9 protein-coding genes are annotated in these 12777 nt (G+C 65.3%); 3 read left to right on the top strand and 6 right to left on the bottom strand.

Annotated features, from left to right (window positions below; translation table 11 throughout):
* The first annotated feature begins 25 nt into the window (after window positions 1-25).
* Window positions 26-1462, top strand: a complete 1437-nt coding sequence (locus tag G6N36_RS27655; protein WP_163689960.1) for a neutral zinc metallopeptidase — start codon at window positions 26-28, stop codon at window positions 1460-1462.
* On the opposite strand, the gene G6N36_RS27650 is transcribed toward G6N36_RS27655, so the two are convergent.
* The 3 genes from G6N36_RS27650 to G6N36_RS27640 form a co-directional block, all read right to left on the bottom strand.
* A complete protein-coding gene (locus G6N36_RS27650; protein WP_235690196.1) occupies window positions 1459-2214 on the bottom strand; it encodes an MspA family porin in 756 nt (251 codons plus the stop codon). The genes G6N36_RS27655 and G6N36_RS27650 overlap by 4 nt on opposite strands.
* Window positions 2215-2323: 109 nt before the next feature.
* A complete protein-coding gene (locus tag G6N36_RS27645) occupies window positions 2324-3169 on the bottom strand; it encodes a Vgb family protein (RefSeq protein ID WP_163689958.1) in 846 nt (281 codons plus the stop codon).
* Window positions 3166-5778 carry a glycosyltransferase family 1 protein gene (locus G6N36_RS27640; RefSeq protein WP_163689956.1) on the bottom strand — a complete coding sequence of 871 codons (2613 nt, stop codon included), beginning with the start codon at window positions 5776-5778 and terminating at the stop codon, window positions 3166-3168. The genes G6N36_RS27645 and G6N36_RS27640 overlap by 4 nt, the downstream gene beginning before the upstream one ends.
* 161 nt (window positions 5779-5939) lie before the next feature.
* Between G6N36_RS27640 and G6N36_RS27635 the strand changes: the two genes are divergently transcribed.
* A complete protein-coding gene (locus G6N36_RS27635; RefSeq protein ID WP_163689954.1) occupies window positions 5940-8027 on the top strand; it encodes an alpha-1,4-glucan--maltose-1-phosphate maltosyltransferase in 2088 nt (695 codons plus the stop codon).
* A gap of 4 nt (window positions 8028-8031) precedes the next feature.
* The gene (gene glgB, locus G6N36_RS27630; protein WP_163689952.1) at window positions 8032-10242 is read left to right on the top strand and encodes a 1,4-alpha-glucan branching protein GlgB; all 2211 of its coding nucleotides are present in this window, start codon (window positions 8032-8034) and stop codon (window positions 10240-10242) included.
* Window positions 10243-10263: 21 nt separating this feature from the next.
* Here the strand turns inward: glgB and G6N36_RS27625 are convergent, their stop codons facing one another.
* Genes G6N36_RS27625 through G6N36_RS27615 form a run of 3 tightly spaced genes read right to left on the bottom strand, consistent with a single transcriptional unit; the run spans window position 10264 to window position 12773 of the window.
* Window positions 10264-11151, bottom strand: a complete 888-nt coding sequence (locus G6N36_RS27625) for a co-chaperone YbbN (protein ID WP_179964883.1) — start codon at window positions 11149-11151, stop codon at window positions 10264-10266.
* 13 nt (window positions 11152-11164) lie between these two features.
* Window positions 11165-11539 carry a DUF3817 domain-containing protein gene (locus G6N36_RS27620; protein ID WP_163689950.1) on the bottom strand — a complete coding sequence of 125 codons (375 nt, stop codon included), beginning with the start codon at window positions 11537-11539 and terminating at the stop codon, window positions 11165-11167.
* 52 nt (window positions 11540-11591) lie between these two features.
* The gene (locus G6N36_RS27615; protein WP_163689948.1) at window positions 11592-12773 is read right to left on the bottom strand and encodes an acetyl-CoA C-acetyltransferase; all 1182 of its coding nucleotides are present in this window, start codon (window positions 12771-12773) and stop codon (window positions 11592-11594) included.
* Window positions 12774-12777: the final 4 nt, after the last annotated feature.

Below are 12777 nucleotides of genomic sequence, written 5' to 3'. Positions count from 1 at the left end.
GGCAGACCCCCGAAAGGCGGCGTCGATGCCTCGACAGTTGGCGGTCGCCGTGATCGCGGTGTCCTCGGCGCTGCTCGTCACGTCGTGCAGCACGACTCTGCAGGGCAGCGCCGTGTCGGTCTTCGACGACCCGTTCAGCGTCGCGGGTATGCCCGCCACCGATGGCCCGAGCGGCCTGCGGTCAAGCGCTCCAGAGCCCACACGCGACGTCGAGGGCACCGACGACGGCGCTATCGATCAACTGGCCCGCCAGGCGATCAGCGACATCGAGGAATACTGGGAAGGCGCATACAACGAATCCTTCGGTGGTGAGTTTCGACCCGTAAGGGAACTGATCTCCTGGGACGCCAATGGTTTCGACGACACTGAATTCTGCGGTGACAGCACATTCGGAATCGTCAACGCCGGCTATTGCTTCCCCGACAAGAACATCGGGTGGGACCGTGGCGAATTCCTACCTGCACTCGCAAAGGAGTTCGGCGACGTCAGCGTGCTAGACGTGCTCGGACACGAATACGGCCATGCCGTTCAAGACCAAGCCGGTTTGGTCGATGACGACACCCCGGTCCTGGTGAGCGAACAACAGGCGGACTGCTTCGAGGGGGCCTACCTGCGATGGGTGGCCGAGGGCAATTCGGCGCGTTTCACAGTGTCCACCGGTGACGGCCTGAACAATGTGCTGGCCGCGGTCATCGCGTCTCGCGATCCTGTGTTGAGCGAGGACGACCCCAATGTTGGCTACGACGAACACGGTTCGGCCTTCGAACGCGTTTCGGCATTTCAATTCGGATTCACCGACGGCGTGCAGGCCTGCGCGTCGATCGACATGCAGGAGATCGAACAGCGCCGTGGCGACCTGCCCGTGTTACTCCCCGAGGATCAGACGGGTGAGCTGGCGATCACCGAAAAGTCCGTGCGGGACGTCATCGGAGCAATGGACAACTTATTCAGCCCCAGGAACCCACCGCAGCTGAATTTCGAAGCCGCCGACTGTCCCGACGCGCGACCGAGCCCACCGGTGTCGTTCTGCCCGGCGACCAACACGATCGCCGTCGATCTGCCCGCGCTCGCGGAGATGGGTACTCCGGGCGAGGTCGAAGAGGAAGTCACCCACGCAAGGGGTGACAACTCCGCGTATTCGGTCCTGATGTCGCGGTACATGCAGGCGATCCAGCTTGAGCATGGTGGCGTAGCGCTGGACAACGCAGAGGCCGCGTTGCGCACCGCATGTTTGACCGGTGTCGCGACCGCCAAACTGTCGAAGGACAGCAGCACACCCGACGGAAACACCATCACCCTGACCGCCGGTGATGTGGACGAGGCGGTGTCGGGGATGCTCACCAACGGATTGGCTGCCAGCGATGTCAACGGCGAATCGGTGCCGTCGGGCTTCTCACGGATCGATGCATTCCGCGTTGGCGTGCTCGGCGATCAGGAGCGCTGCTTCACGCGGTTCGACTAGATCTTCTTCGTCACGCCGTACCAGGCCAGCACCGCTTCAGACTGTTCAGTCGACCTGGTGAGGAACGCATACGAGCGAATGAACGACTCACCGACGCAACCGTCGATCTTGACGCGGAACTTGCTGACCATCACCCATGGGTCGGCGCCCGTGTACTCCTTCTTCGTCACCGGGATGATGTTGATCAGGCCGGGCTTGAGTCCCACGGTGATGCCGCCGCCGATGTTTCCGCCCAACCCGGGCAGAACACCGTCGATACCCGGCGAGATGACGTCGATGCCAATGAGGCCGATGGATGGGTTGAGGCCCAGCGTGCCGGTCAGCGAGACGCCGTTAGAGGTGCTCATGTCGATGCCGCAGCCGATCTCATAGCCCACCTCGAGGGTGCCCCCGTTCTCCGCACCGTCGTCTGGGCCCCTCAGCGAGCCGCTGAACGTTCCGCCGACGACGTACTCCCGCGACGACAGCGCGGTGGTGAGCGGCGGGATGGGGGCCTGTGTCTCGTCCTTGGCTGAGAGCGTGAGCTGCCAGCCGTCGGGCGCTTCGGTCACCGCGGGCGGGGTCGACTCGACGCGTCCTTCGTCGACGGGCGGGGGTGGCGGCACGCCTACCGCCGGGGCCGCCGCATCGACCGCGACGGGCTGAGGCTCCGGCTGTGGCTGGGCGGCGGCAATTCCGATTGACGCGCTGCTCAGCAGTCCACTGATGGCTAACACCGTGGTGCCGCGCCGCAGCACATCCCCAACCGTCACAGCAGAGCCCCTTCCCAGGGCGACAGCAATTGCCGCTCTGTCCCCGGACCCTAACCCGAGCGCGATACGCGCCGAGCAGGTGTTGGCGAGATACTTTAAATAACTGGCTCTAACAGGGCATCCGCAACACGAGGCCGGCTTCCATCGCCACCCACAGCCCGCCTTCGGGACCGATCGCCAGGCCGTGTGGCTCGCTGCCCGGTGGGAGGTCGATCGTGACGATCTCTCCATCACCGCTCACGCGGGCCAGCTGACTCGACCCCCACAGGCTCACCCACACCCCGTCGGCCGGGTCAGCGACCACGGCGTGCGGTTTACCCGGCAGGTCGATCTCCTGAATCGCCTCGTCCATCGGGATCCGGCCGAGCCGCTCGGCGAGGATTTCGGTGAACCAGATCGCGTCGTCGTGCGTCGCGGCGATACCAACCGGACCGGCTGCATCAGTGGGTAATTCGCGCACGGCCAGGTCACCCGACAGCGACAGCCGACCGACAGCGTTGCGATGGTTGAGCGTGAACCACAGCGCGTTGTCGGGCCCGGTGACGATCATGGACGGCGCGCCTCCGACGGGACGCGGGTCGGAAAGCTCGCCGTCGACCGAGATTCGGCGGACCTCGCCCGCCGCCATCGTCGTGAACCACAGCCCGCGGTCGGGTCCGACGGTGATCCCGTAGGGTGCGCTGCCGTCACCCAGCTCGAACTCGGACAGCTCCCCCGCAGTGCTGATGCGCCCGATGCGGTCGTCGCCGTTGCGGGTGAACCACAACGCACCGTCCGGTCCCGAGGTGATGATCGACGGCCGGCTGGCGGGCGCGACAGGAAAAACCTCGACGTCGCCGCCCGACGACACGCGTGCGATCGCGCCGCTGTGAACCAGCGTCACCCACATCGCGCCGTCCGGACCGGCAGCCAACGCATACGGCCCGCCGTCGATCGCGACCGTGAGAGCAGTCACGCGAGCGTGACGAGCCCTAGTTCGTTGTCGCCGGCCAACAGCGGGTGGTGAGGCAACACACGCACGGTGTAACCCACTGGCCCCGCGACCGGCAGCGGTGTTGTCGTGGTGAAGATCTCGTTGCCGCCGTCGGCGGTACCGGTGTGCTGCATAGGCACGGTCACCGGTCCCACCAGCGTGTCCCCGGCGTCGACGCGACCCAGTACCGCCTGCACGGACACCTCATCTGGTGTCAGATCCGCCAGGTCGACCGTCGCGGTCAGCGTCAGTTCGGAACCGAGCACCGGAGTGTCCGGTAGGCCGTAGCTGTCGACGTCGGTGATCTGGATCTTCGGCCACGCCTCAGCGGCACGTTCCCGGTAGTCCGCCAATTCCCTTGCCGCACCGAACGGTTCACCGTCAGCTCCGGCCTCGACGGTCTTGCGCAGCGACTGGGCGGCTGGCGCGTAGTACTTCTCGGTGTAGTCACGCACCATCCGCGACGCCAGCACCTTCGGCCCGAGCGCGATCAACGTGTGGCGCACCATCTCCACCCATCGTTCGGGTACGCCCTGTTCGTTGCGGTCGTAGAACTTCGGGGCGACGGACTTCTCCATCAGGTCGTACAGAGCCGCCGCCTCGAGATCGTCGCGCCGCCCTTCGTCGGCCAGCCCGTCGGCAGTCGGAATCTCCCAACCGTTTTCGCCGTCATACCACTCATCCCACCAACCATCGCGGATCGACAGGTTCAGTCCGCCGTTGAGTGCGCTCTTCATGCCCGAGGTACCGCACGCTTCCAGCGGCCGCAGCGGATTGTTCAGCCACACGTCACAGCCCCAATACAGTTGGCGCGCCATCGACATGTCGTAGTCGGGCAGGAACGCGATCCGGTGTCGGACCTCTGGCCTGTCGGCGAACTTCACCACCTGCTGTATCAACGCTTTTCCGCCGTCGTCGGCCGGATGCGACTTGCCTGCGACGATCAACTGCAGCGGTCGATCCTTGTCGAGCAACAGCTTCTCCAGCCGTTCCGGATCGCGCAGCATCAACGTCAACCGCTTGTATGTCGGGACGCGACGAGCGAACCCGATGGTCAACACATCCGGATCGAAAGCCGTCGCGATCCAACGTAATTCGGCCTCCGACGCACCGCGCTCCAGCCAAGACCGTCGCAACCGGGCGCGAACGTCGGAGACCAGCTTCGCACGCAGCTGGGAGCGGATCCACCACATGTGACCTGGATCGACCTCGTGCAGCCGGCCCCACACCTCGGGCTCGCGCAGCATGCCGAGGTCGTCGTTGCCGATGAGTTCGCGGCCCAACTCAAGCCATTCGGGGGCCGCCCAGGTGGGGGCGTGCACGCCGTTGGTGATCGAGCCGATCGGCACCTCGCCCGGGTCGAAGCCGGGCCACAACTCGTTGAACATGCCGCGGCTGACCTTGCCGTGCAGCAGGGAGACGCCGTTGGCCCGCTGGGCCAGTCTCAGACCCATGTGCGCCATGTTGAACTTCGACGGGTCATCCTCGGCCCCGAACCAGATGATGCGGTCCAGCGAGACTCCGGGCAGCAACCGCGAGTCGGCCCCCGACGGGTCGCCGGGCGGGCTGCCGAAGTACCTCTTGACCATCTCCACCGGAAAGCGGTCGATTCCAGCGGGAACGGGCGTGTGGGTAGTGAACACCGTCGACGAGCGCACCACGGTCAGGGCGGTGTCGAAATCCAGGCCGGCGTCGATCAGCTCACGGATGCGCTCGACACCAAGGAACCCGGCGTGCCCCTCGTTCATGTGGAACACCTCGGGCGAAGCCAGCCCCTCGACCTCGATGAAGGCCCGGATCGCGCGGACACCGCCGATGCCGGCGAGGATCTCCTGCTTTATCCGGTGCTCCTGGTCACCGCCGTAGAGCCGGTCGGTCACGCCGCGCAGATCGTGGTCGTTCTCCGGAATGTCAGAATCCAACAGCAACAACGGAATTCGGCCGACCTGGGCGATCCAGACGCGGGCCCGCAGTTCGTTGCCCTCGGGCATCGCGAGTTCGACCAGCACTGGGTTGTCATCGGCAGCGGTGAGCAGGCGCAGCGGCAGCCCCTGCGGATCCAGCGACGGGTAACTCTCGTGCTGCCAGCCATCGGCGGTCAGCGACTGCCGGAAGTAACCCGACCGGTAGAGCAGTCCGACCGCGATCAGTGGCAGACCGAGGTCGGAGGCGGATTTCAGATGGTCGCCCGCCAGAATGCCCAGACCACCGGAGTAGTTGGGCAACACCTCGGCGACGCCGAACTCCATCGAGAAGTACGCGATGCCGTTGGGCAGCTGTGCACCGTGCTCGAGTTGCTGCTGGTACCAAAGCGGCCGCGATAGGTAATCGTCCAGCTCGGCGACCAGTTCACCGAGCCGACGGACAAACGATTCGTCGGCGGCGAGCTCATCGAGCCGTTTGGGGCTGACCTGTCCCAGCAACGCGACCGGATCGCATCCGACCTGCTGCCAGAGCTCTGGGTCGATCGTCGCGAACAAGTCCTGGGTCGGCTTGTCCCATGACCACCGCAGGTTGATCGAAAGCCGTTCGAGAGCCTCCATGCGATCGGGCAGATGGGCGCGGACGGTGAACCTTCTCAGAGCTTTCATGGGGCCATCACGCGACTCAACATTACTGATGTTTCGCCGTCCCGCAGGCCGGTATCCATACCGCTTCACCTCCGCCTGGTTGGGCAGCGCACTACCGTGGGTATAGGCGCAACGAGGCGATTGATGAGCGCGGTTAACGCAGCGTGAAGGAGTGGTAGGAAGTGGTCGGTCGGATCGAGATCGATGACGTCGCCCCCGTCGTATCCGGTGGCCGTTTCCCGGCGAAGGCGGTCGTCGGCGAGATCGTGCCGGTACGCGCGACCGTATGGCGAGAAGGCCATGACGCCGTCGCGGCGACTCTTGTCGTCCGATGCCATGGTTCGGACTATCCCCAGCTCGTCACGGGACCGGCCGGTGCGAGCCCGGTCGCCGAGCCGGTACCCATCGAGACGGTCGTCAATCCGCGCGCGCGCATCACCCGGCATCACCTGCCGATGGCATTGGGCGTTACGCCGGATGTCTTTCACGGCCAGTTCGCCCCCGACAGCGTCGGGCTGTGGACCTTCCGGGTGGAGGCGTGGAGCGATCCGATCACAACGTGGCGCAAGGCCGTCATCGCGAAGCTGGATGCGGGACAGGGCGAAGAGGAACTGTCCAACGACCTTCTGGTGGGGTCGCGGCTGCTCGAACGGGCTGCCACGGGCATTCCGCGCAAGCTGCGGGACCCGATCATCGAGGCGGCGGAGCTGTTGCGAAAGCCCGGTGACCCGTTCACCAGGGCAGGCGCGGCGCTGGCCGACGAGGTGACCGAGTTGCTAGGCGAGTATCCGCTGCGCGAATTGGTCACGCGCGGAGAGTCATTCGGCGTGTGGGTGGATCGTCCGCTGGCCCGGTTCAGTTCCTGGTACGAATTCTTTCCGCGATCGACCGGTGGGTGGGACAAGAAGGGCAAGCCCGTACACGGGACGTTCGCGACGGCGACCAAGGCGCTTCCCCGCATCGCGGCGATGGGCTTCGACGTGGTCTACCTTCCGCCGATTCACCCGATTGGCAAGGTACATCGCAAGGGTCGCAACAATTCGGTTGCCGCCGCGCCCGGCGACGTGGGCTCACCGTGGGCCATCGGCAGCGACAAGGGCGGCCACGACGCGGTCCATCCCAAGTTGGGCACGATCGAGGACTTCGACGAGTTCGTTTCCGCCACACGCGATCACGGTATGGAGGTCGCGCTGGACCTGGCTCTGCAATGCGCACCCGATCACCCGTGGGCGAAAGACCACCCGGAGTGGTTCACCGTACTGCCCGACGGCACCATCGCCTATGCCGAAAATCCGCCCAAGAAATACCAGGACATCTACCCGATCAACTTCGACAACGACCCCGCGGGAATCTACGAAGAGGTACTGCGTGTAGTCCGGTTCTGGGTGTCGCACGGAATCAAGGTGTTTCGGGTGGACAACCCGCACACCAAGCCCCCCGATTTTTGGGCGTGGCTGATCGGCAGGGTCAAGAGTGAAGATCCCGACGTCCTGTTCCTTGCCGAGGCCTTCACCCGGCCCGCGCGTCTCTATGGTCTGGCCAAACTCGGCTTCACGCAGTCGTACACATACTTCACATGGCGCACGGCGAAGTGGGAACTCACCGAGTTCGGTGAACAGATCGCGGAGCACGCCGACTACGCGCGCCCCAATCTGTTCGTGAACACGCCGGATATCCTCCACGAGAGCCTGCAACACGGCGGGCCCGGCATGTTCGCCATCCGCGCGGTGCTCGCCGCAACGATGAGCTCGGCCTGGGGCGTGTACTCGGGCTATGAGCTGTACGAGCACCGGCCGGTCCGCGAAGGTAGCGAGGAGTACCTCAACTCCGAGAAGTACGAGTTGAGGCCCCGCGATTTCGAAGCCGCCCTGGCGGACGGGGAATCACTCGAGCCTTTCTTGGCGCGGCTCAACGAGATCCGCCGCGTCCATCCCGCGCTGCACCAACTGCGCACCATCAAGTTCCACCACGTCGACAACGACGCGTTGTTGGCCTACAGCAAGTTCGATCCTGTGACGGGCGATCAGGTGCTGGTGGTGGTGACGCTCAACCCGTTCGGCCCCGAAGAAGCGACGCTCTGGCTCGACATGGGCGCATTAGGGATGGAACCCTACGACCGCTTCTGGGTACGCGACGAAATCACCGGCAACGAATTTCAATGGGGACAGGCCAACTACGTGCGTCTCGATCCGGTTAACGCCGTGTCGCACGTACTGAACATGCCCCAGGTGCCGGCCGAACAACGACTCAATCTGCTGCGTAGGGAGTGACGAAATGACGCAGACCAATCAACGCACGAGCCCGCACCTGCGGCCGCACACGGCCGATCTGAACCGCCTGCTGGCTGGCGAACACCACGACCCCCATTCGATTCTCGGGGCACATGAGTACGACGGGGATCACACGGTGTTACGGGCCTACCGGCCGCATGCCGTCGAGGTGGTGGCCCTCGTGGGTGGCCAACGATATCCGTTCGAGCACGTCGAGGGCGGCCTGTTCGCGGTAGCCCTGCCGATGACCAATCTGGCGGACTACCGACTCGAGGTCAGCTACGGCGCGGGCGACGAGGTGCACACCACCGCCGATGCGTACCGGTTCCTGCCGACTCTCGGCGAAATCGACCTGCACCTGTTCGCCGAGGGGCGCCATGAGCGGCTGTGGGAGATCCTGGGCGCCCATCCCCGCAGTTTCACGACGCCCGACGGCGTTGTCGACGGTGTGTCCTTCGCGGTGTGGGCACCGAATGCCAAGGGCGTCAGCCTGATCGGCGAGTTCAACCATTGGGACGGCAACGAAGCACAGCTGCGCGTGCTCGGCTCGACGGGTGTGTGGGAGCTGTTCTGGCCCGGTTTCGAGATCGGCGGCCTGTACAAGTTCCGCGTGCACGGCGCCGACGGCTCGGTGAGTGACCGCGCCGACCCGATGGCGTTCGCCACCGAGGTTCCGCCGCAGACGGCGTCGAAGGTCACCAGGAGCGAATACACCTGGGAAGACCGGGACTGGATGGCCAAGCGAGCGAACGAGAATCCGGTCTTCGAACCGATGAGCACCTACGAGGTGCACCTGATGTCCTGGCGGCCGGGTCTGACCTACCGCGAATTGGCCACCGAACTCACCGAATACGTAGTCGCAAACGGCTTCACCCACGTTGAGTTGATGCCGGTCGCCGAGCATCCGTTCGGCGGCTCGTGGGGGTACCAGGTGACGTCGTACTATGCGCCGACGTCACGTCTTGGTACACCCGACGAGTTCCGCCACGTGGTGGACACGCTGCACCAGGCCGGTATCGGCGTGATCATGGATTGGGTTCCCGCGCACTTCCCGAAGGACGCGTGGGCGCTGGGCCGCTTCGACGGCACCGCACTGTACGAACACTCCGACCCACGGCGCGGCGAGCAACTCGACTGGGGCACATACGTGTTCGACTTCGGCCGCGCGGAAGTCCGCAACTTCCTCGTCGCCAACGCGCTGTATTGGCTGCAGGAGTATCACATCGACGGCCTGCGCGTGGACGCCGTCGCATCGATGCTCTACCTGGACTACTCGCGGCCCGAGGGCGGCTGGACGCCGAACGTCTACGGTGGCCGCGAGAACCTCGAAGCCGTGCAGTTCCTGCAGGAGATGAACGCCACGGTGCACAAGCTGGCACCCGGCGTCGTCACCGTCGCCGAGGAGTCCACGTCATGGCCAGGGGTGACTCGGCCGACAAACCTTGGCGGCCTTGGCTTCTCGATGAAGTGGAATATGGGCTGGATGAACGACACGTTGGAGTTCATCAAGCGCGATCCCATCCACCGCAGCTACCACCACCACGAGATCACGTTCTCGATGCTGTACGCGTTCAGCGAGAACTTCGTCCTGCCCATCAGCCACGACGAGGTGGTGCACGGTAAGGGCACCTTGTGGGGCCGCATGCCGGGTGACGACCACACCAAAGCCGCTGGGTTGCGCGGCCTGCTGGCCTACCAATGGGCCCACCCCGGGAAGCAATTGCTGTTCATGGGCCAGGAGATCGCTCAGCGCGCCGAGTGGTCCGAGGAGCGCGGTGTCGACTGGTACCAGCTCGACGAGGACAGCTTCTCCACCGGTGTTCAGCGGTTCGTGCACGACATGAACGGCATCTACCGCAGCCGTCGTGCGCTGTGGTCGCAGGACACCAAGCCCGAGGGCTATTCGTGGATCGACGCCAACGACTCGGCCAACAACGTGCTGAGTTTCATGCGGTTCGGCGACGACGGTTCGATGCTGGCGTGCGTGTTCAACTTCTCCGGTTCGGAGCACTCCCGCTACCGGCTCGGCCTGCCGCATGCGGGCACGTGGCGGGAAGTGCTCAACTCTGACGCCGACATCTACAACGGTTCGGGCATCGGCAACTACGGCGTCGTCGAGGCGACCGACGAGCCTTGGCACGGCCGTCCGGCATCAGCGGTCATGGTGCTGCCACCCCTGGCAGCGCTGTGGTTCGAACCCGTGGCCCCGGAGTAGCCCTTCGCGCGAACGGCCGACTCAGTACAACGCGTTGGCCAGTTTGCGTCGGCCCGCGATCACCTCGGGATCGGCCGGGTCGAAGAGGTCGAACAGCTCGACCAGCCGGGTCCGCACCTTGGTGCGGTCGTCATCGGTCTTGCGCTTGAACAACGCGATCAGCCGGTCGAACGCGGCCGCAATGTTCTGCTGCAGAATTTCCACATCGGCTGCGGCGAACACGGCGTCGATGTCATCGGGTGCGGCGTCGGCCGCGGCCACCGCATCGGGACGATGTGCCGATGCGCGCTGCAGGAACGAGATCTGACGCACCGCACCTTTGGCCTCGGGGTCGTTCGGCCTGGCGTCGAGGATCGCCTGATACGCGGCGCGCGCGGCGTCGAAGTCGCCGGCATCCAGATGCGCCCGTGCCTGGGCCAGTTCGGGATCGACCTGTTCGGGATCCTCGCCCCCGCCGCTGAGTTTCCCCGCGGTCGCGTCCAGCAGCGAGTCGATCCATCCGCGCAACTGCTCGGGCGGCTGCATGCCCTGGAAGCTCGAGAGCGGTTGTCCCCCGCCCAATGCCACGACGGTCGGGATCGCCTGGACGCCGAACATCTGCGCTACCCGCGGGACGACGTCGACGTTGACCGTCGCGAGCGACCACTTGCCGCCGTCGGCGGCGGCGAGACTGGCCAGCACGTCACCCAGCTGCAGGCTGGCGTCGCTGCGCGGAGACCACAGCAGGACCACGACGGGGACCTGACTGGAGCGGACCAGGACCTCGGCTTCGAGGTTGGCCTCGGTGACCTCTACACCGCCGGACGGTTTGGCGGCGGCGCCGCCTGCGGCGGCACTGGCCGGCTGTTTGAGCGCCGAAAGGTCGATCGCACCTGCCATGGAGGCCGCGACGGGACGTGGACGAGTCACGCCGTCAAGTTTGTCACGTCGCTTCGGGAACCGGCTGACCCGGTTGCATGACCGCCGCGGCCGGAACCGCGGCACCCATTTTGCCGGTCCGATCAGCCCATATGAGGAAGATCACACTGCCTAGCGGCACGATGCTCGCGATCAGCGCCAGCGACCACGTCCCGAAGGACCATTTGAACGCGATTCCGGCCAGCAGTGCGGCCGCCACGAAGGCGACGAAGATCAGTCCGTGGGCCATGCCGAACACCTTGACGCCGATCTCGGTCGGCGAGCTGGCCAGGTACTTGAAATACATCCCGGCCAGCAGGCCGACCCAACTGACGGCCTCTAGCAGAGCAACCAGTCGGAACCACCCAGCAATGGATCGAAGATCAAGAGCGCCTGTCATGCCGCCATTCTGCCCGAACACCACGCCGATTACTACGTTACGTCGTAGATGTTCAGCCTGCCCTCAGCACGAGGGCGTCGCCCTGGCCGCCGGCGCCGCACAGCGCCGCGACCGCATAACCGGAACCGCGTCGTGACAGCTCAAGCGCGGCGTGCAGGGCGATCCGGGCGCCGGACATACCGATCGGATGCCCGACGGCGATCGCGCCGCCGTTCACATTGACCTTCTCCGGGTCGACGCCCAACTCCTTCATCGACGCGAGCGCCACCGCGGAGAACGCCTCGTTGATCTCGATGACGTCCAGCTGATCGACCGAAATACCCTCGCGGGCAATGGCCTTCTTGATGGCGTTGGCTGGCTGCGACTGCAGGGTCGAATCCGGGCCCGCCACCACGCCGTGAGCGCCGATCTCGCACAGCCAGGTCAGCCCCATCTCCTGGGCCTTCTCTTTGCTCATCACGACGACTGCTGCCGCGCCGTCGGAGATCTGCGACGCTGACCCCGCCGTGATGGTGCCGTCCTTGCGGAACGCCGGCTTGAGTCCGGCCAGGGACTCGGCGGTGGTATTGGCGCGGATGCCCTCGTCCTCGGTGAACTCGATCGGGTCACCCTTGCGCTGCGGGATCTTCACCGGCACGACCTCGTCGGCGAAGACTCCGTCCTTCCATGCCGCAGCGGCCTTTTGGTGCGAACGTGCCGCAAACTCGTCCTGCTCGGCCCGGGTGAACTGGTCGGCGTCGTTGCGCTGTTCGGTCAGCGCGCCCATCGGCTGATCGGTGAAGACGTCGTGCAATCCGTCGTAGGCCATGTGATCGAGAACGGTGACATCGCCGTACTTGTAGCCCGCGCGGCTGTCCATGAGTAGGTGGGGCGCCTTGGTCATCGATTCCTGGCCGCCCGCGACCACGACGTCGAACTCGCCCGCGCGGATCAGTTGATCGGCCAGCGCGATCGCGTCGATTCCGGACAGGCACATCTTGTTGATGGTCAGCGAGGGCACATCCCAGCCGATGCCCGCGGCGACCGCAGCCTGCCTGGCGGGCATTTGCCCAGCACCGGCGGTCAGGACCTGCCCCATGATGACGTAGTCGACGGCGGACGCCGGGACCTTGGCCTTGTCCAGCGCACCTGCGATCGCGACGGCGCCCAGGTCACTACCCGAGAAATCCTTCAACGAGCCCATCAATTTGCCGATTGGCGTACGCGCTCCAGCAACGATCACCGACGTCGTCATTTGT

It is taken from the genome of Mycolicibacterium gadium (genome assembly GCF_010728925.1).
GTDB classification, from domain to species: Bacteria; Actinomycetota; Actinomycetes; order Mycobacteriales; family Mycobacteriaceae; genus Mycobacterium; species Mycobacterium gadium.
This window is presented reverse-complemented; position numbering and strand designations above follow the sequence as displayed.

Excerpts from the sequence above, each read along its gene's own strand:
- G6N36_RS27640 (WP_163689956.1), bottom strand. The coding sequence starts at position 5,778 with ATGAAAGCTCTGAGAAGGTTCACCGTCCGCGCCCATCTGCCCGATCGC.
- G6N36_RS27655 (WP_163689960.1), top strand. The coding sequence starts at position 26 with ATGCCTCGACAGTTGGCGGTCGCCGTGATCGCGGTGTCCTCGGCGCTG.
- G6N36_RS27620 (WP_163689950.1), bottom strand. The coding sequence starts at position 11,539 with ATGACAGGCGCTCTTGATCTTCGATCCATTGCTGGGTGGTTCCGACTG.
- glgB (WP_163689952.1), top strand. The coding sequence starts at position 8,032 with ATGACGCAGACCAATCAACGCACGAGCCCGCACCTGCGGCCGCACACG.
- G6N36_RS27615 (WP_163689948.1), bottom strand. The coding sequence starts at position 12,773 with ATGACGACGTCGGTGATCGTTGCTGGAGCGCGTACGCCAATCGGCAAA.